This is a genomic window from Leucobacter sp. Ag1, from assembly GCF_000980875.1.
GTDB lineage: Bacteria > Actinomycetota > Actinomycetes > Actinomycetales > Microbacteriaceae > Leucobacter > Leucobacter iarius.
Window position 1 is genome coordinate 45107 of the sequence record NZ_LAYO01000106.1, and the last position, 21448, is coordinate 66554.

Annotated in this window: 20 protein-coding genes and 1 riboswitch; of the genes, 10 read left to right on the plus strand and 10 right to left on the minus strand. The window is 68.5% G+C overall.

Annotated elements, in window-relative coordinates:
• Positions 1 to 20 precede the first annotated feature (20 nt).
• Positions 21 to 1460, minus strand: a complete 1440-nt coding sequence (locus XM48_RS12990; RefSeq protein ID WP_046456259.1) for an APC family permease — start codon at positions 1458 to 1460, stop codon at positions 21 to 23.
• 44 nt (positions 1461 to 1504) lie between these two features.
• Positions 1505 to 3136, minus strand: a complete 1632-nt coding sequence (locus tag XM48_RS12995) for an amidohydrolase (RefSeq protein ID WP_046456260.1) — start codon at positions 3134 to 3136, stop codon at positions 1505 to 1507.
• 194 nt (positions 3137 to 3330) lie between these two features.
• Between XM48_RS12995 and XM48_RS13000 the strand changes: the two genes are divergently transcribed.
• Complete coding sequence (locus tag XM48_RS13000) at positions 3331 to 4059, plus strand: TetR/AcrR family transcriptional regulator C-terminal domain-containing protein (RefSeq protein ID WP_046456308.1); 729 nt, start codon at positions 3331 to 3333, stop codon at positions 4057 to 4059.
• A 6-nt stretch (positions 4060 to 4065) separates the two neighbouring features.
• Here the strand turns inward: XM48_RS13000 and purU are convergent, their stop codons facing one another.
• Entirely contained in the window at positions 4066 to 4950 is an 885-nt protein-coding gene (gene purU, locus XM48_RS13005; protein ID WP_084821177.1) for a formyltetrahydrofolate deformylase, read from the minus strand.
• A gap of 103 nt (positions 4951 to 5053) precedes the next feature.
• A riboswitch (ZMP/ZTP riboswitch) is annotated at positions 5054 to 5139 on the plus strand.
• Positions 5140 to 5192: 53 nt separating this feature from the next.
• Here purU and glyA point away from each other — a divergent pair.
• From glyA to XM48_RS13030, 6 genes are all read left to right on the plus strand, one after another.
• Positions 5193 to 6476 carry a serine hydroxymethyltransferase gene (gene glyA, locus XM48_RS13010; protein ID WP_046456261.1) on the plus strand — a complete coding sequence of 428 codons (1284 nt, stop codon included), beginning with the start codon at positions 5193 to 5195 and terminating at the stop codon, positions 6474 to 6476.
• Between the two features lie 3 nt (positions 6477 to 6479).
• Positions 6480 to 7370: a bifunctional methylenetetrahydrofolate dehydrogenase/methenyltetrahydrofolate cyclohydrolase gene (locus tag XM48_RS13015; protein ID WP_046456262.1), complete on the plus strand. Its 891-nt coding sequence runs from the start codon at positions 6480 to 6482 to the stop codon at positions 7368 to 7370.
• A 40-nt stretch (positions 7371 to 7410) separates the two neighbouring features.
• The gene (locus XM48_RS18610) at positions 7411 to 7533 is read left to right on the plus strand and encodes a hypothetical protein (RefSeq protein ID WP_255350870.1); all 123 of its coding nucleotides are present in this window, start codon (positions 7411 to 7413) and stop codon (positions 7531 to 7533) included.
• 178 nt (positions 7534 to 7711) lie between these two features.
• Positions 7712 to 8416, plus strand: a complete 705-nt coding sequence (locus tag XM48_RS13020; protein WP_084821172.1) for a VTT domain-containing protein — start codon at positions 7712 to 7714, stop codon at positions 8414 to 8416.
• A 133-nt stretch (positions 8417 to 8549) separates the two neighbouring features.
• Positions 8550 to 8894 (plus strand): helix-turn-helix transcriptional regulator, encoded by a 345-nt coding sequence (locus XM48_RS13025; RefSeq protein ID WP_046456263.1) that lies wholly within the window; start codon positions 8550 to 8552, stop codon positions 8892 to 8894.
• Positions 8895 to 8966: 72 nt separating this feature from the next.
• Entirely contained in the window at positions 8967 to 9962 is a 996-nt protein-coding gene (locus tag XM48_RS13030; RefSeq protein ID WP_046456264.1) for an SRPBCC family protein, read from the plus strand.
• 63 nt (positions 9963 to 10025) lie between these two features.
• Here the strand turns inward: XM48_RS13030 and XM48_RS13035 are convergent, their stop codons facing one another.
• From XM48_RS13035 to XM48_RS13045, 3 genes are read right to left on the minus strand one after another with little or no spacing between them, the layout of a single operon-like run.
• On the minus strand, positions 10026 to 11252 hold the full coding sequence (locus XM48_RS13035) for a cation:proton antiporter (protein ID WP_046456265.1): 1227 nt from the start codon (positions 11250 to 11252) through the stop codon (positions 10026 to 10028).
• Positions 11253 to 11265: 13 nt separating this feature from the next.
• Positions 11266 to 12435, minus strand: coding sequence for a low temperature requirement protein A (locus tag XM48_RS13040; RefSeq protein WP_231580879.1), 1170 nt, complete (start codon positions 12433 to 12435; stop codon positions 11266 to 11268).
• 1 nt (position 12436) lies between these two features.
• The gene (locus XM48_RS13045) at positions 12437 to 13006 is read right to left on the minus strand and encodes an HhH-GPD-type base excision DNA repair protein (RefSeq protein ID WP_046456266.1); all 570 of its coding nucleotides are present in this window, start codon (positions 13004 to 13006) and stop codon (positions 12437 to 12439) included.
• A gap of 195 nt (positions 13007 to 13201) precedes the next feature.
• Between XM48_RS13045 and XM48_RS13050 the strand changes: the two genes are divergently transcribed.
• Positions 13202 to 13717: a hypothetical protein gene (locus tag XM48_RS13050; protein WP_052961505.1), complete on the plus strand. Its 516-nt coding sequence runs from the start codon at positions 13202 to 13204 to the stop codon at positions 13715 to 13717.
• A 233-nt stretch (positions 13718 to 13950) separates the two neighbouring features.
• Positions 13951 to 14127 (plus strand): hypothetical protein, encoded by a 177-nt coding sequence (locus XM48_RS17990; RefSeq protein WP_156175060.1) that lies wholly within the window; start codon positions 13951 to 13953, stop codon positions 14125 to 14127.
• A gap of 839 nt (positions 14128 to 14966) precedes the next feature.
• Here the strand turns inward: XM48_RS17990 and XM48_RS17995 are convergent.
• The 4 genes from XM48_RS17995 to XM48_RS13065 form a co-directional block, all read right to left on the minus strand.
• Entirely contained in the window at positions 14967 to 15581 is a 615-nt protein-coding gene (locus tag XM48_RS17995) for a DUF6602 domain-containing protein (protein ID WP_156175061.1), read from the minus strand.
• A 72-nt stretch (positions 15582 to 15653) separates the two neighbouring features.
• Positions 15654 to 16868, minus strand: coding sequence for a hypothetical protein (locus XM48_RS18000; RefSeq protein ID WP_156175062.1), 1215 nt, complete (start codon positions 16866 to 16868; stop codon positions 15654 to 15656).
• Positions 16869 to 17171: 303 nt separating this feature from the next.
• On the minus strand, positions 17172 to 18434 hold the full coding sequence (locus XM48_RS13060) for an MFS transporter (protein WP_046456268.1): 1263 nt from the start codon (positions 18432 to 18434) through the stop codon (positions 17172 to 17174).
• A gap of 37 nt (positions 18435 to 18471) precedes the next feature.
• On the minus strand, positions 18472 to 19953 hold the full coding sequence (locus XM48_RS13065; RefSeq protein WP_046456269.1) for an MFS transporter: 1482 nt from the start codon (positions 19951 to 19953) through the stop codon (positions 18472 to 18474).
• A 173-nt stretch (positions 19954 to 20126) separates the two neighbouring features.
• On the opposite strand from XM48_RS13065, the gene XM48_RS13070 reads away from it, so the two are divergent.
• Positions 20127 to 21401, plus strand: a complete 1275-nt coding sequence (locus tag XM48_RS13070) for a thioester domain-containing protein (protein ID WP_046456270.1) — start codon at positions 20127 to 20129, stop codon at positions 21399 to 21401.
• Positions 21402 to 21448 lie beyond the last annotated feature (47 nt).

The following is a 21448-nucleotide window of genomic DNA, read 5'->3' on the forward strand; positions in this document are numbered from 1 at the left end:
GATGACGGGTCCGGAACCGCCTAGCGGTTCGGCTCCAGCGGGAACTCGTCGCCGAGCTGGTCGATCTGCTCGGTGGTCGGCTCTCCCTCCGAGAAGTCCATCTTCGGCACGGGCTTGCGGAAGCCGCCGGTCACGATCGCGATGATGATCACGCCGACCACGAGCCAGATGGCGCCCACGAGCCAGGTGAGGGCCTGCAGCGAGGTCCACAGCCAGATGGTCAGCACGAAGCCGATCACGGGCATCACGAGGTAGCGGATCCACTTCCAGAATCCGAACTGCTCGCGGCGGCCGCCCTTGGGGAACACGTAGGTGCGGATCACCGAGAGGTTCACGAGGGCGAACGCGGCCAGCGCGCCGAAGCTGATCATGAACGCGACGGTGTCGAGCGACAGGAACAGTGCCGACAGGGCGAAGATCGAGACCACGCACGCGGCGACGATCGGGGTGCCGAAGCGGCGGTGCAGTCGCGCGAGCGGCTTCGGCAGCATGCCGTCGCGGCCCATCGCGTAGAGGATGCGCGAGACGGAGACCTGGCCGGTCATGCCGGAGCCGAACGCGCCGACCACGTAGATCGCCACGAAGAACGCGGTGAACCAGCTGACGCCGAAGCTGTCCATGACCGTGGTGCCGGCGGCGTCGATCTGCTCCTTGTTGAGGGTCGACCAGTCCGGGTTGAAGGCGAGCGCGCCCGACCACGAGACGAGGATGAAGAAGAAGCCGCCGACCAGGGTCGAGAGCAGGATCGCGCGCGGGATGTCCTTGCGGGGGCGCTTCGCTTCCTCGGACAGGGTCGAGACCGCGTCGAAGCCGAGGAACGAGAGCGCGAGCACCGCGGCGCCGGACGCGATGGCGCCGATGCCGCCCTCGCCGAAGGTGAAGGGATCGATGAGCCCGACCGACTGGTCGCCGCCCAGGTACTCCTTGAACGCGAGCGCCATGAACACGACCACGAGCACCACCGACAGCGCGATGATCACGAAGTTCACCTTGTTGACGAGGTTGATGCCCAGGATGTTGAACAGCAGCACGAGCAGCAGCGACGCGAGGGTGAAGACCCACACCGGAACCGCGGGGAACTGCGTGTTCAGGTAGATGCCGATGAGCATGAAGTTGATCATCGGGATGAAGAGGTAGTCGAGCAGCATGACCCAGCCGGTGAGGAAGCCGATGGCCCCGCCGAAGGACTGCTGGGTGTAGGTGTACGCGGATCCCGCGACCGGGTAGCGGCGCACCATGGCGCCGTAGCTCGCCGCGGTGAAGAGCATGGTGACGACGGCGACCACGTAGGCCGCGGGCAGGTGGCCGTCGGTCACCTGGTTCACGATGCCGTAGGTGGTGAACACCGTGATGACCGTCATGTAGGTCACGCCGAAGAGCGTGAGGCCGGTCAGGCCGAGGGCGCGCTTGAGGTGCGGGCCGCCCGTTGTGCTGGTGGACACGGTTGCTGGATCGGACACGGGTTTTCTCCTTTGAAAAGGTCCGGATGGGGTGCCTGGGCGCCCTAGGAGGATGATCCCACGAAGGTCGCACGACCCGCGAGCCACGTGCCGCGGATCGTGATCTCGGGGATCCGGTTCGGGTCGACCGCGAGCGGGTTCTCCGAGAGCCAGACGAGGTCGGCGGTCATGCCGACGTCGAGGGTGCCGCGGTCGGTCGCGAGCGCCTGGCGGGCGATCCCTCGGGTGTAGGCGGCGTACGCCTCCCCGGCGGAGACGCGCTCCTCGGGCAGCCACGATTCCGCGTCGGGTTCGAGGTGGCTGTGCCGGGTGATCGCGGTCGAGATCGCGGGGCGCCAGTCCTTCGTGGTGACGGGCCAGTCGCTGCCGAACGAGACGGTCGCGCCGCCGCGCAGCACCGAGCCGATGAGGTACTGCCAGCCCTCGCGGTCGTGCCCGATGTGCGGGATCGTGAGCGACTCCATCACGGCGTCGCACTGCGCCCAGTAGGGCTCGAAGTTCGCGATGATCCCGATCGCGGCGAAGCGCTCGGCGTCGCCGGGGGCGAGCATCGCGACGTGCGCGATCACGTGGTGCCGTTCGCGCGCCGGATCCCGCGCCTGCGCGGCCTCGAGCGCGTCGAGCGCCGATCGCACCGCGGCGTCGCCGATCGCGTGCAGGTGCAGCTGGAACCCGAGCGCGTCGAACGCGGCGGTGGCCGCCCGCAGCTCGGCCTCATCCCAGTTGGGCAGGCCGCGGTCGTCGGGGCGGTCGGCGTAGGGGTCGGTCAGCGCCGCCGTGTGGTTCTCGATCACACCGTCGACGAAGACCTTGATCGTCTCGGCGCTCAGCCGCGGGTGCGCGAGTGCGCGGATCTCGTCGCGGATCGCGGCGAACTCGTCGAGCTGCTCGCGCCAGTGCATCGGGTCGGCGCGCAGCGCCAGGTTGACCCGGGTGTGCAGGCGGTCCTCGCGCACTGCGGCGCGGTAGGTCTCGACATCTCCCGCGTCGACCCAGGCGTCCTGGATCCACGTGGTGCCCTGCTCGGCGTAGGAGCGGGTCGCGGCCTCGATCGCGTCGACCCGGGCCTCGAGCGAGAACCCGGGCACCACGTTCGCGAGGAAGTCGTTGGCCGCCGCCTCCTGCAGGGTGCCGAGCGGGCTCCCGTCCTCGCGGCGCACGATGCGGCCGAGGTGCGGATCCGGAGTGTCGGCGGTGATGCCGCCGGCCGCGAGGGCCGCGGTGTTCACCCAGGCGGTGTGGTAGTCCCAAGCGCGCAGCACGGTCGGGGTGTCGCCCGTGACCTCGTCGAGCCAGCGGGCATCGAAGCGGCCGCCGGGGGCGAAGGTGGCGTCGTAGCTCGCGCCGACGATCCACTCGGCCTCGGGGTTCTCGGCCTTCCACTCGGCGACGGCGCGGAGGATCCCGTCGAGATCGCTCGCCGCGCGCACGGCCGGCCCGGCCGCTTCGAGGCCGCCGAGCACGGGGTGGGCGTGCCCGTCGCCGAGCGCGGGGGCCAGGGTGCCGCCGGCGAGGTCGACGACCTCGGTGCCGGGCTCCTGAGCGAGCGCGCGCGCCTCGGCTCCGTGGGCGACCACGCGGCCGTCGCGCACGGCGAGCGCGTCGCTCGTCTCGGCAGGTTCGGTCGCTGGCGCCGGGTCGATGATCACGGTGCCACCGGTGAAAACGGTCGTCATCTGCTGCGTCCTTGCTGCTGAGGGGTGATCCGGCCGCTCGAGGTGCACGCGCGGTGCGGGCCGCGAGCGGTAGTGCCAAAATGAACAGGGTTCGTTTGAGTGCTGGGCAAGAGAATAGTACGAATGCCGTGCGGATGCGAATGAGTTTTGCGATCCGGCTCGACCAGGGCCAGGATGAACCCGGGGAGGCGAAGATGACGACGACCGCGGACGAGGGCGACCGCGCCGGCACCGGTGGGCGTACGGGGCCGTCGCGCCGTCGCGCGGGTCGTCCCGCGCAGGGGATCCTCTCGCGTCGGCTCATCTTCGAGACCGCGCTGCGCCTCGTGGATCGCGGCGGAGCGGAGGCCGCCGGGATCCGGGCGGTCGCGAAGGAGCTCGGCGTGCAGCCCTCCGCGCTCTACAACCACGTCGACGGGTATCCCGACCTGGTCGCCGGGATGCGCGAGCTCATCAGTGACCGGATCCCGCTCGACATGTTTGATCGCAGCCCGTGGGACGAGGCGCTCGTCGAGTGGTCGGGGCACTACCGCGACACGTTCGCGGCGCATCCGTCGACCGTCGCGCTGCTCGCCGTGCTGCCGCTCGCCGAGGAATCCTCGACGACGCTCATGTACGACGGCGTGATCCGTGCGCTCGTGCGGGCCGGTTGGCCCGAGGAGCGGGTGCTGATCCTGCTCGTCGCGCTCGAATCGTTCATCCTGGGATCCGCGCTCGACCTCGGTGCCGACGAGCAGATGCTCGATCCCGGCCCCCGTGAGGACGTGCCGGTCTTCACCTCGGTCTACCGGGCCCGTGCCGCGATGCTCGCCGCGAAGCGGCAGAGCACGGCCGACGCCTCCTTCGAGTTCGGCCTGCGGGCCATGCTCACCGGCTTCCGCGCGGAGTTCGAGTCGCTGCGAGGCGACGGCGCCGACGCCTGATCCCGCCTAGCGGAAGATGATGGTGCGGTCGCCGTCGGCGAGGATCCGGTTCTCGGCGAACCACGTCACCGCGCGGCGCAGCGTGCGCGCCTCGCCGTCCTGGCCGAGCTGCATGAGCTCCTGCGGGGAGTACGCGTGGTCGACGCGGGTGACATCCTGCTCGATGATCGGGCCCTCGTCGAGATCGGTCGTGACGAAGTGCGCGGTCGCGCCGATCAGCTTCACGCCGCGCTGGTGCGCCTGACGGTAGGGGTTCGCGCCCTTGAAGCCGGGCAGGAACGAGTGGTGGATGTTGATCGCGCGGCCCGCGAGCGCCTCGCACAGCTCGGGCGACAGGATCTGCATGTAGCGGGCGAGCACGACGAGCTCGATGTCCTGCTCCTCGACGACCTCGAGCACGCGGCGCTCGAACGCCGCCTTATCGTCGGCGCCGGCGACCGGGCGGTGCTCGAACGGCACCCCGTAGAAATCGGCGATGTCTCGCACGGTCTCGTGGTTCGACAGGATCAGCGGCACCTCGATGGGCAGCTGGCCGCCGCGCTGGCGGTAGAGCAGATCGTTGACGCAGTGGGTCGCGGTCGACGCGAGGATCAGGGTGCGCACGGGGCGCCCGACCACGTCGAGGCGCCAGGTCATGTGGTAGCGCTCGGTCACGGGCGCGAGCGCCTGCTCGAAGCGCGCCTCGAAGGTCTCGGGCTGGGCCACGGCCTCCACCTGCAGGCGCATGAAGAAGCGACCGGTGTCGTGGCTCGCGAACTGCTGGCTCTCAGCGATGTTGCCGCCCGCCGCGACGATCGCGCCGCTGATCGCGTGCACGATTCCCGGTCCGTCGATGCAGCTGAGGGTGAGCACCCACTGGGTGCCGGAGGAGTCCGTCGCGATCGTGTTCACGGGGTCCAAGGGTACTGGATCCGCGGACCCGTCCGCGGGCCGCGCTCCACCGGTGACCGCGTGTGACCGGCGGCGTTCCGTTCCGAGCCCGGATTGCTACACTGTCGAACGTCGTGACTGGCGTGCAGATGGGACACCATCGGGAAACGACACCCCCTCTCGGAACGGCCGCTCGCCTGGGTCGAAAAACCGAACCGATGTCTTCCGCGCGCGCGGAACGAGAACACCGAGGAGTACACCGGATGTCGAACCAGTCAGCCTTCTTCAACGAGCCGCTCGAGGTCGTCGACCCCGAGATCGCGGAGGTCCTGAAGAACGAGCTCGGCCGCCAGCGCGGCACGCTCGAGATGATCGCGAGCGAGAACTTCGTTCCCCGCGCGGTGCTCGAGTCCCAGGGCTCCGTGCTCACCAACAAGTACGCCGAGGGCTACCCGGGCCGCCGCTACTACGGCGGCTGCGAGTTCGTCGACGTCGCCGAGGAGCTCGCGCGCGAGCGCGCCAAGAGCCTGTTCGGAGCGAAGTACGCGAACGTGCAGCCCCACTCGGGCGCATCGGCCAACGCCGCGGTGCTGTCGGCCATCGCGGAGCCGGGCGACACGATCCTCGGCCTCGAGCTGTCCCACGGCGGACACCTCACCCACGGCATGAAACTGAACTTCTCGGGCAAGCTCTACAACGTCGTGCACTACGGCGTCGACCCCGAGACATTCCTCATCGACATGGACGTCGTGCGCGAGAAGGCGCTCGAGCACAAGCCCAAGGTCATCATCGCCGGCTGGTCGGCGTACCCCCGCACCCTCGACTTCGCGAAGTTCCGCGAGATCGCGGACGAGGTCGGCGCGACCCTCTGGGTCGACATGGCTCACTTCGCGGGCCTCGTCGCCGCGGGCCTCTACCCGAGCCCGGTGCCGCACGCGCACGTCGTGTCGTCGACCGTGCACAAGACCATCGGCGGTCCCCGCTCCGGCTTCATCCTCACGAACGACCTCGAGCTCTTCAAGAAGCTCAACTCGAACGTGTTCCCCGGCCAGCAGGGCGGCCCGCTCATGCACGTGATCGCCGCGAAGGCGACCGCGTTCAAGCTCGCGGCGACCGATGAGTTCAAGGAGCGCCAGGTGCGCACCCTCTCGGGCGCGAAGCTCGTCGCGGACGCGCTCACCAGCGAGGCCTCGAAGGCCGCGGGCGTCGACGTGCTCACCGGCGGCACCGACGTGCACCTCGTGCTCGCCGACCTGCGCAACTCGGAGCTCGACGGCCAGCAGGCGGAGGACGCGCTGCACGCCGTCGGCATCACCGTCAACCGCAACGCGGTACCCTTCGACCCGCGCCCGCCGATGGTCACCAGCGGCCTCCGTATCGGCACGCCCGCCCTCGCGACCCGCGGCTTCGGCGACGTCGAGTTCGCCGAGGTGGCCGACATCATCGCCCTCACCCTGCAGCAGACGGGTGACGTCGAGGCGCTCAAGGCGCGCGTGACGGCGCTCGCCGACGCGTTCCCGCTGTACCCCGGCCTCGAGGAGTGGTGATCCTTGACCGCTGAGAAGCTCGACGGGACCGCCGCTGCGGCTTCGATCAAGCAGGAGCTCGCGGGGCGCGTCGCAGCGCTCCGCGAGCGCGGCGTCACCCCCGGTCTCGCCACCGTGCTGGTCGGCGAGGATCCCGGCTCGAAGTGGTACGTCGCGGGCAAGCACCGCGACTGCGCCGAGGTCGGCATCGCGTCGATCCAGCGCGAGCTGCCCGACACGGTCACGCAGGCGGAGCTGGAGGCGGTGCTCGACGCGCTCAACGCCGACCCGGCCTGCACCGGCTACATCGTGCAGCTGCCGCTGCCGAAGCACATCGACACCGACCGGATCCTCGAGAAGATCGACCCGGATAAGGACGCCGACGGGCTGCACCCGACCAACCTCGGGCGCCTCGTGCTGAACGCCAACACCGAGATCACCTCGCCGCTGCCGTGCACGCCGCGCGGCGTGATCGAGCTGGTCGAGCGCAACGGCCTGTCATGGGCGGGCAAGAACGTCGTGGTCGTGGGCCGCGGCGTGACCGTCGGCCGTCCGATCGGGCCGCTGCTCACCCGCCGCGAGTTCAACGCGACCGTCACGCTCACGCACACGGGCACGGCGGACCTGGCTGCCGAGCTGCGCCGGGCCGACGTGATCGTCGCGGCCGCGGGCGTCGAGGGCATCGTGCGCGCCGAGGACGTCAAGCCGGGAGCGATCGTGCTCGACGTGGGCGTCTCGCGCAAGGTCGATCCCGAGACCGGCAAGAGCCGCGTCGTCGGCGACGTCGACCCGGCCGTGGCCGAGGTCGCCGCCTGGATCTCGCCGAACCCCGGCGGCGTGGGCCCCATGACTCGCGCCCTGCTGCTGAAGAACGTGGTCGAGATGGCGGAGCGCGCGGCCGACGCCGCGGCCTGATCCGTCCGCTCACGACACCACACCGACCGAGGAGAACCACATGTGCTCACCCGTGCGCTGCGCCGACTGCGGCAAGACCACCTGGGCCGGGTGCGGCCTGCACATCGAGGAGGCGCTGGAGGGCGTGGCCCAGGCCGACCGCTGCTCCTGCCCTCGCGACTGAGCCGCTGATCCGGTGCCGAAGCGCCGCGGGTCCGTTCCGACGGGCCCGCGGCGCTTCGCTGTGCGTGCGGGCGTGCCCGCCGGGTGCCAGGCCGGTGCCAGAACCGCAGTGCATACTGGACTGCGGTGCCGAGATCCCGGTCGCCAGCCCACTCCCGTGAACTGAAAGTCGGACCCCGGTGCTCCACTCCGCGCTCGCCTCGCTCGCAGGCTTCATCACGCCGGCCCTGCTCGGCATCGACTGGCTCGATCCCGAGACGCTGCTGAAGGCGGGCGGCTGGGTCGCGCTGGTGCTCGCCTGCGCGTTCGTGTTCCTCGAGACCGGCGTGCTGGTGCTCGCGTTCCTGCCCGGCGACTCGCTGCTGTTCACGGTCGGGCTGTTCACGGCGACCGGCATCATCGACGTGCCCATCTGGATCACCTGCATCCTGCTCTTCATCTTCGCGTTCGCCGGCGATCAGGTGGGGTTCATGATCGGGCGCAAGCTCGGCCCCGCGGTGTTCAGCCGCGAGAAGAGCAAGCTCTTCAATCCCGAGAATGTGCAGCGCACGCACGCGTTCTTCGAGAAGCACGGCCCGAAGGCGATCATCATCGCCCGCTTCCTGCCGGTGTTCCGCGCCTTCGTTCCGGCGGCGGCCGGCGTCGGCAAGATGGAGTACCGCCACTTCGTCGCGTACAACGCGATCGGCGCGCTGCTCTGGGGCGTCGGCGTCACGCTGATCGGCTTCTTCCTCGGCCAGATCCCGTTCGTGCACCAGTACTCCGAGGTGTTCATCATCGTGCTCGTGCTGCTGCCGGGCATCCCGATCCTCATCGAGGCGATCCGCGCCTTCAACTCGTGGCGGCGGAAGCGCCGCTCGCCCGAGGGCGCGTCCGCCGAGTAGGCCGCCGCCTTCATCGAGGTGCCCCGTGTCGGGGGTATGGAATCCCATACCCCCGACACGGGGCACCTCGACGTCGGAAGAGTCCCACCCAGGGGGTTGACGCGCGCACGTTCGCGTCGTAATGTACAACCAAATGGTTGTACAAGAACTCTCCGACGCACAGATCGACCGGATCTTCCGGGCGCTCGCCGATGCCACGCGACGCGATATCGTCCGCCGCACGCTCACCGGTGAGGCCTCGGTCTCCGAGCTCGCCCGCGACTACGACATGAGCTTCGCCGCAGTGCAGAAGCACGTGGCCGTGCTCGAGGCCGCCGATCTCGTCGCGAAGATCCCCAGAGGAAGGGAGCGCATCATCCGAGGCAACCCCGAGACCATCCGACGGGCCCAGGAGCTGCTGGGCTATTTCGAGCAGTTGTGGCGCGGGCGCATCGACCGACTCGACGCGCTCTTCGCCGAGGACTCCCCGCAGGACTGATCCCGCGCCGGGCACACCCGAGCCGCGCGACACACGAACCACCCGAACATCTCGAACGAAAGGTCCAGCATCATGCCGGTCACCGCATTCACCACCGATCCCGAGGCGCTGACGATCACCGTCGTCGCCGACTTCACCGTCCCGGTGCGCAGGCTCTGGGACGCCTACGCCGACCCGCGCCAGATCGAGCGCTTCTGGGGTCCGCCGGAGTTTCCGGCGACCTTCCGCCGGCACGACTTCGCGCCGGGCGGGCTGAGCCTGTACCGGCTGACGAGCCCCGAGGGCGAGTCGCACGGCGGCTACTGGAAGTGGGTCTCGGTCGACGAAGGCCGCTCGTTCGAGGTGCGCGACGGCTTCGCGCTCGAGGACGGCACCCCGAACACCGAGATGCCCGACATGCGCATGGTGTTCGAGTTCCAGCAGACGGCCCTGGGGTCCCGCCTCACCACGACCAGCTACTTCGACTCGCTCGAATCGCTCGAGCAGCTGCAGGCGATGGGCATGGAGCAGGGCACCCGCTCGGCGATGGGCCAGATCGACGCGGTGGTCGAGGACCTCGCGTCCTACGCCGTGGACCTCCCGACGCAGCTGCAACTGGTCGGCGACACCCAGGCGCGCGTCTCGCGCGTGATCCGCGGCACCGCGGATCAGGTGTGGCGAGCCCACCATGAGGCCGAGCTGATGCGCCGCTGGATGCTCGGCCCCGACGGCTGGGAGATGCCGGTCTGCGAGGTCGCGAGCGAGCCGGGCCAGCGGTACCGCCAGGAGTGGCGCAACCTCGAGAGCGGCGAGAGCTTCGGCTTCACCGGCGAGTTCGTCGAGGGCGAGCGTCCGGTGCGGGCCGTGACCACCGAGGCCATGGTGACGCCCCAGGATCCCGAGGGCGCGCAGAGCCCCGTGACCCGCAACGAGCTGACGCTCACCCCGGTCGAGGGCGGCACGCTGCTCACGCTGCTCATCACCTACCCCGACACCGCGACCCGCGAGATGATCCTCGCGACCGGCATGGTCGACGGCATGGAGACGAGCTACCTGCGGCTCGAGCGCGAGGCGCTTCCGGCCGTCTGATCCGACGACCGCACCGTTCGCCCCGGCCCCGCGCATCGACGCGGGTCCGGGGCGAACGCGCGTCTACTCGTGCGCGGGGGCCAGCAGTTCGGGATCCGCGCCGGGATCCGCGCCGGGCCCGGTGCCCGGCCGCCCGCGACCGATGAGCGCGATCACCGGGAACAGGAACACCGTGAGCATCGCCGCGCCGACCATCGCGGCGGCGGTCCCGGCGTCGAGCACGCCGGTCTTGGTGCCGATCCCCGTGACCGCGATCACGAGCGGCAGCGTGGTCGCGGTGAAGAACGCGCTGCTGCGTCGGTCGGCCGCGGAGGATCCCGGATCGACCGTCCACAGCGCGGGCAGTCCGCGCACGAGCAGCATCGCGACGAGGAACACCGGGATCAGGAGCAGCGCGCGCTGATCCCGCAGCAGCGAGGCGAGCGGGAACGAGACACCGGTCGCGACGAAGAAGATCGGCACGAAGAATCCGAAGGCGATCGATTCGAGCTTCGCCTCGACGACCTCCAGGTGCTCGGGATCCCCGCCGCGCAGCACGACGCGGGCGAGCAGACCGGCGGTGAACGCGCCGAGCAGGAAGTCGACGCCGAGCAGGAGAGCGAGCACGACGAGCACCGCGAGGATCGCGATCACGAGCCGCACCGCGAACTGGCCGCTCGTGCGGAGCGTCGCCGAGACCACCCGGTGCAGCCAGTCGCGGCTGCCGCGCGACGCGAGGCGGAATGCGAGCCCCGCGACGCCCGCGAAGACCAGCAGGGTGAGCAGGCCGGCGACGGGCTGGCGACCGCTGAAGAAGATCGAGATCGCGACGAGGGGCGCGAACTCGCCGATGGCTCCCGCCGAGGAGAGCGCCGATCCGAGCGGGGTGCGCAGGATCCCCGAATCGCGCAGCATGGGCATGATGGTGCCGAGCGCGGTGCCGGTCAGCGCGATCCCGATGAGCAGCGCGGCGCCGGGCTCCGGCGCGATGAGGAAGCCCGCGCCGAGCGCGAGGACGGCCGAGACGGCCCACCCGGCGAGGGCGCGCTTGCCGCGACGACCGAGCAGGGAGGCCGGCTCGATCTCGTTCCCGGCCATGAAGAAGAGCATCGCGAGACCGAGCTGCGAGAGCGCGTCGAGCAGCGGACCGTCGGCCACCCAGCCGAGGCCGCTCGGGCCGACGAGCATGCCGAGCGCGACCTCGAAGACGACGAGCGGGACGACGAGCGCTCGTGACACGAGGCGCGCGAGCAGCGGCGCGACCACCGCGATGAGCGGGACGACGAGCAGTGTGACGGGAGCGTTCTCCACGGGACTCCGTGGCTCAGTGCGAGACGCGATGGCGCTCGACGAGCACCACGAGTCCGGCCATGACGAGAGCGGCGAAGATGATCGCGCCGGGCAGGAACGCGCAGGCGGCGATCACGAATGCGCCGACGGGGACGATGATGCGCGTGACGCCCTCGAGGTTGTGCCGGAGGATCAGGAACCAGACGCCCAGCACGAAGATGCCGATCGGGATCGTGAGGGTCGCGGCCGCGGCGACGGGGCTGAGGTCGCTCCTGTCCATCTGGGACGAGAGCAGCACCGTGATGCCGGCGGAGAACGCGCCGGCCGCGGCGAACACGGCGTAGTGCCCGTAGCCGAAGGGGAGCGCGGTGCGGATCTCGTCGAGGCGCTCGGTGACCTCGGTGGCGAAGTAGAGCCACCACATGCCGGCGGCGAGCACGAGGCCCGCGAAGCCGGTGACGACGAGCTGGCCGAGGTGGTGGGAATCGTTCGCGGCGTTCACCACTGCCGTGGTCGACGCCAGCACGGACTCGCCGAGCACGATCAGGGTGAAGGAGCCGTAGCGATCGGCGATGTGCGCGGAGTGCCACGGGGTCTTGCGTGCCGATTCGGCCCACACGGGTACCGCGAGCTCGCAGGCGACGAGCACCAGGAACACCGGGATCTGCAGGCTCGGCGAGATCCAGGGGAAGCCGATCCAGAGGATCTGGCAGATGACGACGCCGACGGCGTATCGCAGGGCGGTTCGGCGCAGCTCGGGGTGGCTGCGCGAGGCGCGCAGCCACTGGGTGACGAGCGCGAGGCGCATGATCACGTAGCCGAGGATCAGGATCCGGTAGTCGCCGTCGGCCATCGCGGCCTTGATGCCCGTCGCGAGCACGAGCACGCCCGCCATCTGGGTCAGCGTGAGTATGCGGTAGAGCCAGTCGTCGACGTCGAAGGCGCTGGCGAACCACGTGAAGTTCATCCACGCCCACCAGATGCCGAAGAAGGTCAGCACGTAGGCGAGCACGCCCGACCAGAGGTGCCCTTCGGCCTCGAGCTCGTGCAACTGCGCCGAGCTGAACGACACGGCGACCACGAAGATGAGGTCGAAGAACAGCTCGAGCGGGCTTGCGGCGCGGAAGACCTGCGCCGGATCCCGCGGACGCATGCGGGTGAGGCCGAAGGATCCCCGCTCGGCGGTGGGAGATTCGCCGCTCACATCAGGCCTTCTTGGCGGCGGCCTTGGCGGCGCGTTTCGCCTCGCGCACGCGCGCGAGGGTCTCGGGGGAGACGATGTCGGCGACGCTGCGCATCGACCCCTCCTCGCCGTAGGGCGCCGACGCTTCGCGCCAGCCCGCACCGTCGAAACCGCACTGCTTGCCGAGCAGCGCGAGGAAGATCCGCGCCTTCTGCTCGCCGAAGCCGGGCAGCGACTTGAGACGCTTCAGCACGGTCGCGCCGTCGGGATCGCCCTCGGTCCAGAGGGTCTCGGCGCGGCCGCCCCAGTCGTCGACCAGGACCCGGCAGAGCGTCTGCACGCGTCCCGCCATGGAGCCGGGGAAGCGGTGCACCGCGGGGGACTCGCGGAACGCTTCGAGCACCGTGTCGGGGTCGGCTCCCGCGAGGGCGGCGGCATCGATGGATCCGAGCCGCTGCTTGATCTTGAGCGGGCCCGAGAATGCGACCTCCATGGCGACCTGCTGGTCGAGCAGCATGCCGATGAGGAGCGCCGTCGGCTCGTCGCTGAGCAGGGTGTCGGCTGCGGGATCGTCGGTGAGGTGGATGGTCATGGGAACAGTGTGGCACCGGATCCCCGCGCCGACCAGCGCCGCGACCCCCGCGCGGGCGACGCGGTGTGTGCATTTCGCGCCCGCTCGGGCCGCATCATGCCCTGTCGACCGGACCCAAATGAACCGTTCCGAGACCGGAACGGTTCATTTGGGTCCGGTCGAAGGGACGCGAATGGCGGGGGAGCGGGAGAGGACGTGCTCGTCTCCGGGCTGGCCCGTATCCCTCCCCGGCTCTCACCGCACCGAGCGGACCTTCGCGACCGCGACTGCGAGCGCGCCCGCGAACACCCCCGCCATACCGCGATCGGCGCGGATTCACCCGAGCGCTTCGAGGTGGTCGGCGGGCACGCCGCCGCCGCGTTCCTGCAGCAGCACTCCGAACGGGACGCGCGAGAGACGCAGGACGTCTGGGATGCGATCGCGCTGCACACCTCGCCGCACATCGCCGAGGCCCGCGGCGGCCTCACGCGAGCGCTCAGGCTCGGCGTGCTCGCGGACTTCGGCGACGACACGATCGCCGGAGCGCCCGATGCCCGCGCCCGCCTGGAGGCCGACTATCCGCGCCGCGACATCGAGATCGTGCTCGCCGACGCGGTCGTGGCCCAGGCGGCCGCGCACCCCGAGAAGGCGCCGCCGGCGAGCTGGCCGCACGACCTGTACGCCCAGCACCTGCGCGCCCCCGATGCGGAGGGCATCAACCCGGCATTCTGAGCCCCGCTCGTCAAATCGGAGACCCGGCGCGAGCGGGGACTTCAAGGTGTCGAGAACGTAGCACCCTGGACCCGGGCGCACAGGCGTTGGCCGTGGGCGTCGAAGTACTGCCAGGCAAGAACCCCGACTTGTGCTTGGCTACGACGACGACCGCCTGCAGATACACGAGGTAGCGGAACGAGTGATGGTCAACTGGTATGACCAGGTCACTCACTATTGGAATGCTCCAGTGCATGGTGGAGGGCTCGATACCGAACGATACCGAGCCTCGGCGGATCGCTCTCGCGCTGATCGCCGCGGTCGAGGGCATCAGCCAAAGCTGGCTCGCCGGCTTGCTGGGCACCGACGATGCCGAGCGGCTGCTCGACGAGATCCTCGACGCCCACGCGGGTCCTCAGTCGCACGAGTAGGTGCTGCGGTTCCGGTCCGCACCGTCCCGATCAGGCGATCGCCACATCGAGCAGGATCCCGATCGTGCTGAAGAGGTCCCTCGAATATATCCGCGAGCAAGACATGGGGCATGTTGCTTTGCCGCGCAGAGATGGATGTGACTCGCTGAGGTCAATCACAACGGGGAACCGTGGGTACGAGACCATCCTCGATCCGTGAGCGGCCAGGGGAACGCTGCGGAAGTATGCGCAGTTCGCGGGGTCCGTCGCCAACGATTGACAAAGGCGCCATTTAGCGTCTCAACGCGCCGCTGCCGAGGCCTTCTGCAGACAATGACTACCAGACCTGCTGGTCGAACAGGAGACTGATCAGCTGGGCGAAAGAATCCCGGGTCAGTAACTCATCGGTCGCTAGGCCATCAGTGAGGTGGACGGCCGTGGATCCGGTCTGCCAATCTGTCGCCCCTGTATGAGCCTCTGTCGCTCGATATGATGACGTCCCAAAACTGTACTGTCACACCGACGGGTGGACATGCGGCGAAAGCTGGACAAGGTCCGGACTGTTGGCAACAAAAGCGCGCACATCGACTTCGCTCAGATCACCGGAGTTACCGCCAGGTTCCGCAAAATAGTGCAGTGCCGGAGAGAATCGTCTTTGGATTCTTGGGGAGACTCCATGCAACCAGGCGGCGGCAGCCAGCAGCGTGCTAGTGAACGACCTCGACCTGTCGCCGCTGCTGAAGTACTCCCAGTTTCCTTCACGCAAGTCTGGACGTGGACGGTGGATCACTGACGCAGATCCGCCATTCTCAAAGTGGTAGGTGTTACGAAATTCTCCCATACCCAACACGAAGACTGCGTCAAGCGGGGGGCAGATGATAGTCGACCCTACCCTCTACGCTGGTGACCGTTGTATCAAGCGATGACAGTCTCTCGATGAGCGCTTGCGGCGTCGCGGTCGTATCCGCTGCGATGAGCCCGAAAGCGGGCGTCATGTAGAAGCGGGCGAACGCAGATGACGTCACGAACCGGGGAATGGTGTCACCGTACCCAAATGATCTCTTGACATGTTTTGGGCCAGAATTGGCGACTGCGTTATCTCTGATCTTGTCGATGTGGTTCAGGCCCAGGCTCGTCTTGACCTCCACCACGGAATCAACCGCGTCAACGAGGAAGAGGGCAGGATCCATGACGTTCCTGGGCGGGAGAATCTGATCCTCGTTGTAGATCACAAGATCCATTTGCCCGCTCATCCGTCCCCGCGTGTCGATGACCTGGCCAGTCCCGATTGAAAAGCGCCCGCCAAGAACGCTTACTAGCGCGTCTCGGAAAGCTGACTCCACGAGCTGCCCTTTCGCACCAGGATGTGTGAGCAGCGCTCGTGCCGCGCCAACACGCGCGAGAACCTCGCGCTCAAGCATGGTCGCGTACGCATTGAGCTTTGGCGTTGCAGACATCCGATAGTTGGAACTCATGCCATCACGCTACTGCTCATCATGGGGAACAGCGGAGTCTTTGGAGGCTGACGCCCCTACTTGTCATGGCACTCACCCATTGGCTAGCTCTTGCCTGGGGGGAAGCTGCCCGAGGAGTGCTTTGACGAGGAGCATTTTTGCCGCGCTGCGGAGCTTGGGAAGAAGGCTGCGCAGATTCGAGAACATGTCATTTGAGAATATGTCAGTTAGGAGATGTGTAGTCTTTTCTTCACCTCCGTGTATTATTCCCTGATGAACCGTAGTAGATCGCCATGAATATACCCGACCTAGCGCTTCGGCCTCCTCCTCGGGTAGGATGACTCGAAGGGCTGCTTTGAATGCTTTTGTGACGTCTTTATCTCGAGGACGCACAAATAGGATGTTCGCGATCGCTTCGATTGAAGACACATAAGCGACCAATGCGAGTGCTTGATGCTTTTCCTCGACATAGCGAGCTTCCAGGTAGGCATCGACGGCATTCTTGAGGGCGTCCGACGAGTTTAATTTTACCCAGGCTTCGTCGGTGTATTTTGGAGAAGGGTGGTCCTCCCAGGCGACTGAGTGTTCTGTGTGGCTGTCGGTGAGCTGGATTCCGGCACGTGTCGTTCGTGCTGAAGGTTCGCCGTGGAGGCGATTCACAATTGAGGCTGCAACCTCATATGGAGGATCCCAATTGAGGGCAAGTAGTCCGCAAAGTTTCCTGAGCGTGCGTTCGGCTTCGCGTAATGCAGACTCCCAGGATGTTGCCTGCGTTTGTCCTCGCACCCGTATTGGGTGAGATTGGTGGATGCGGTAAGTACCGTCGAATGTCATTCCAGGATAGAGCACGTCCGTAAAAACTAGCTCCTCCGGTTCGAGGGTCAGTTCGCCAATCTGGATCTTTGAAGTCAATCGACTGGAGTGATGCCAGACCTGCGGCACCTGGATGAGTATTGTTGACCACTTAAAATGCTGTGTGGATCGACCGGCCTTCTGGCTGGCGAATGAGATCGCCTGCTTTAGAACTAGAGAAGTTTGCTCATTCTCTAGTGTGGAACGAGTCAGCCAAAATTCCGTGGAGGTGCCCGAAGAGAGGACTTTTATGAACGTGTCATCAAGGGGTTCGCCCTCCAGCATCAGTCGGATGATCGTTCCTTCGAAGGTGGACTGGCGCTCGAGGTGCTGTAACCGGATGTCGATCTCGGCCTTAGCAAGTGCCTCAGAGAAGAGGTCTAACCAGTGATGGCCGTGAGCGTTGAAATTGACTCTAGTTTTCTCTATGAGTTCATCATGACCGTGCGCATCCATAGGATGAATTATTGGCCATTGGGAGACGACTGAACACCCTTGACTCTGGTTCGTCCATGACTTTCCCGGGGCTCTGGGGGTTGTGCCAAGAGAACGGGTCGCTAGGCGCTGCCCAGACGCCCTCTCGAGGAACGTTCTACGGATCGCGCCCGCTCGGGCCGTATCGTGGTCTGTCGACCGGACCCAAATGAACCGTTCCGAGACCGGAACGGTTCATTTGGGTCCGGTCGAAGGGACGCGAATGGCGGGGGAGCGGGAGAGGACGTGCTCGTCTCCGGGCTGGCCCGTATCCCTCCCCGGCTCTCACCGCACCGAGCGGACCTTCGCGACCGCGAGCGCGCCCGCGAACGCGAACACCCCCGCCATGAGGAACAGCCCCGTGAAGCCGGCGACGAACACCATGAGCGCGCCGAGCAGGGGAGCGGCCGCCTGCGGCACCGCGGTCGCGATGTTCATGATTCCGAGGTCTTTGCCGCGGGTCTCGGGATCGGGCAGCACCTGCGTGGCGAGCGCCTGGTCGACGGCGAGGAAGCAGCCGTAGCCGAGGCCGAGCAGCCCGGCCGCCACGAGCGTCGTCGCGAACGTCGGCACGAAGGCGAGGAGCAGTGCCGCGACCGCCTGCAGCGTCGACGAGAGGAAGACGAACGACTTGCGCCGTCCCAGCGCATCGGAGAGCCGGCCGAGGGTGAGCGCGGCGATGATCACGAACACCATGTACACGAGCACCGCGATCACGAGGTCGTCCTCGGCGTTCTTGTCACCGAGCCCGAACTCCAGGAAGTAGAGCAGCAGGCTCGTGCCGAACGCGTTGCCGAAGTTCACGAGCACCCGGCTGAGCAGCGTCCACCCGAAATCGGGGTACTGCCGCGGGCTGATCCACAGCGAATCGAGCATGCCGCGCAGGGTCCAGGGCTCCCGCTGGTCCGGCCGCAGCACGGCATCGGGGCGCAGCAGGAACGGCACCACGAGCACGAGCAGCAGGATCGCGACCACCGCGTACCCGAGGAACGTGCCGAGCGACAGCATGGTCACGAGCAGGATCCCCGCGATGATGCCGATCGCCTGCGGAGCGGAGAGCCACCCCGACACGGTGCCGCGCTGCCCGACGGGCACCTGGTCGCTGATGGTGGCGGTGAGCGCCGCCGTCAACACGCAGAAGCCGATGATCGCGAGCGACCAGAACACTCCGATACCGACCAGGGTGTGCTGGGCCCCGAGCAGCAGGAGCGAGAGCGCGAACAGCAGCGCCCCGGCCGCGATCCACGGACGGCGTCGGCCGAAGCGGCTCGTCGTCCGGTCCGAGAGCGCACCCGTGACGGGGAACGCGACGATGGCGCACAGCGCCGAGATGCCGGAGATCACGCCGAAGGCGAGCACGTTCTGCACCCAGTCGGTCGTGCGCAGCTCCGCCTGGATCTGCGCCGGCAGCAGCAGCTGCACGGGGGTCAGCTGCGCCATCCACACCCCGAACCAGGCGAGCGCGAACGCGGCCACCCATCCGCCGCTCACCCGACGGGTGGGCTCGGCGAAGACATCGACGGTCGTCCGATTCGAAGAAGAGGCCACGGGCTGCTCCTGCACGTCATTGGGCGGAGCCGCGCGGCTACGCTGGCGACAGCGTACTCCCCGGACGCAGCGAACGGGTCGCTCGCAACGCCGTGCCCACCCCGATGAGCGCGAGCACGGCGACTCCGGCCCCCATCGCCGCGGCGGAGGTCGCGGCCGCGCTCGCCGCAGTCGCGGCGGGGGCAGCGGTTCCGAGGGCGGATCCGAGCGAGACGAGCACGCCGATGAGTGCCGAGAACACCGCGTTCGAGATGAGCTGGGCCGTGCTCACGCCGGCGGCGGCCTTCGCGCTCTCCTCGGGCGAGGCCGCACTGCGCAGCGCGGCGACGCTGAGGTGCGGGAACGCGAGGCCGATGCCGGATCCGGCGAGGACGAGTGCCGCAGCCCACCCCCAGACCGTGCCGGCGCTCGCGCCGGCGAGCTGCAGCAGTGCGTATCCGCCGAAGCCGAGCACCATGAGCATGGGACCGAGCACCATGGCTCGGCGGCGGCCCCGATCCGATTCGATGCTCACGCTGAAGATCTGGACGAAGCTCCAGCCGACCGAGACGGTCGCGCCGAGGAGGCCCGCGGGCAGTTCCGGCAGGGCCGCGATCTCCTGCCCGAATCGGGGCAGGTACACCTCGAGCATCGCGCCCGCGCTGGCGATACCGAGGGTGAGGTAGATCCACTTCAGCGGGTTGCCGCGGCGGTAGGTGAACGCGGGCAGCACGGATGAGGAGGCGCGGCGGTCGAGCAGCACGAATCCGAGGATCAGGGCGGCGCCCGCGAGGATCGCGACGGCGGTCGCGGGGCCGGGCGGCACGATCGAGGCGACGCTGAAGGCGGAGGCCGCGAGCACGAGCGCGAGCAGCGAGGCGACGGGGAATCGGCCGCTCGGGTGCGCGGGCCCGCGGCCGGCGGGCAGGGCGCGCAGCGCGAGCGCGCCGAGGAGGAACGAGACGGCGGCGAGCAGCGCGAACGCCCAGCGCCAGATCCCGAGCTGCGCGAAGAGCCCGCCGAGCGCGGGACCGATGAGCGTTCCGACGCCCCACATCGCCGAGATGAGTCCGGTCGCGCGGGTCCAGAGGTGCTCGGGCAGCGCCTGCCGGATCACGGCGTAGCCGAGACCGGCGAGGAGCCCGCCGCCGAGTCCCTGGGCGACGCGCATCGCGAGGAAGAACTCCATGTTCGGAGCGAGGGCGGCGCCGAGCGTTCCTGCGCCGAACACCGCGAACGCGAGGAGGTAGCCACGTGCGGCGCCGAAGCGACCGAGCAGGCGCGTCACGAGCATCGATGCGAGCACGGAGGCGATGAGGAACGCGGTGACGACCCAGGCGAAGTACTCGGATCCGCCGACCTCGGCGATCGTCGAGGGGAGCAGCGCGGCGGTGAGGAAGGTGTTCATCGCGTACATCGCGACGCCGCCGGCGAGCACGAGGGCGGCTGCGAGGTGGGCTCCGCTGAAGAGCTCGCGCCAGCTGCCGCTGGAGCTGATTCGGGGTTCGGCGATCGGGATCGTGCGGGAGGGAGCGTCCATGGGGACCACGGTAAAACCTCAAGTGAAGTTGAGGTCAAGTCCGAGGCGGAGGATGCAACCCGCGGGCGCGTCCCCCGTTCGGGGGTCATTCGCCTCCGAGCCGATGCGATCGGCGCCGTCCCCGATTAGTTTCATCAGCGACCTCGGCTGTTGCACGGAATCGGAGATCACTCATGGCACGCGGAACACTCTCGTCCCCCGCGCGGGGAAAGCGTCGTTGGGCGGTCGCCCTGCTCGCTGCCGCCGCGCTGCTCGCCCCGGCCCTCGCGAGCCCGGCGGCCGCGGAAGCGGATCCTGCCGCCGCGGCGAACACCCCGGTGTGGGTCGGCGGAAAGCAGGGATACGGCGGCACCGGCGTCTTCCCGATCTACTCCAGCACGCCGGAGGATCCCGCGAACCCGGGCGACCCCGATTTCTGGGCCTACTGCATCGAGCACGACGTGCACGCGAAGACCCGGACTCCGGCGATCATCGGTGACGCTGCGAGCTACCTCGGCAGCAACCACTTCTCCGACCCGGTCGTGCGGGGGCGCGTGCTCTGGGTGCTGGCCCACGGTTACCCGGCGCTGAGCCTCGCCGACTTCGGCGCGGCGGCGGGCACGCCCGGCATCTCGCGCAACGACGCGATCGAAGCGATGCAGTACGCGATCTGGCGCTACACCGACCTCGACTTCGACGCGGCCTGGGCCTGGGAGAGCGAGGACTCGAAGAACGCCTACTGGTACCTCGTGAACGGCGCGAACGCGAGCGCTGGGATGACCCCCGCCGACTTCGCCGGGACCGTCTCAGTGACCGGGCCGACCGGCTCGGCGAAGCCCGGCGAGCTCGTGGGTCCCTTCACGGTCCACACCGACCGGGCGCCCGCTCAGGTGACGGTGGATCCCGCTCTCGCGCTGACCGACGCCGCCGGCAACGCCATCGACGCGAACGCGGTGACCGACGGGCAGCGGATCTACCTGGATCTGCGTGCTTCGACCACCTCGGGTTCGGCGACCCTGACGGCGTCCATCGCCGGCTCCGGATTCACCGGAAGCGTGATCTCGGTGCCGAACACGGCGGACGGGACCCCGAACTCCGAGGATCATGCGCAGTCGCTCGTGCTGGTCGCCGGTTCCGGCACCCGCACGTCCGCCTCGGCGACCGCCCAGTGGACCGCGTCCTCGACGCCGACCACCACCCCCGGTCCGACGACCACGCCGACCCCCACGGTGCCGACGACCCCGACGACTCCCGCGACGCCGACGCCCTCGACCGGGCCGACTCCGTCGCAGCCCACGACCCCGACCGCGGGCGGAACGACCGCCCCGAAGCCGGTGGCGTCGGGCAGCGATGACCTCGCGGTCACCGGCGCTCTGATCCCGCCGGCACTGATCGCAGGGCTGGGACTGTTCGCCGTGCTGGGCGGCGGCGCCCTGCTGCTGGCGCTGCGCCGGCGCGCGGACGCCTAGAACTCCGGTGGATCGGCGCGGGCCCACGTCCGCGCCGATCCACCGGA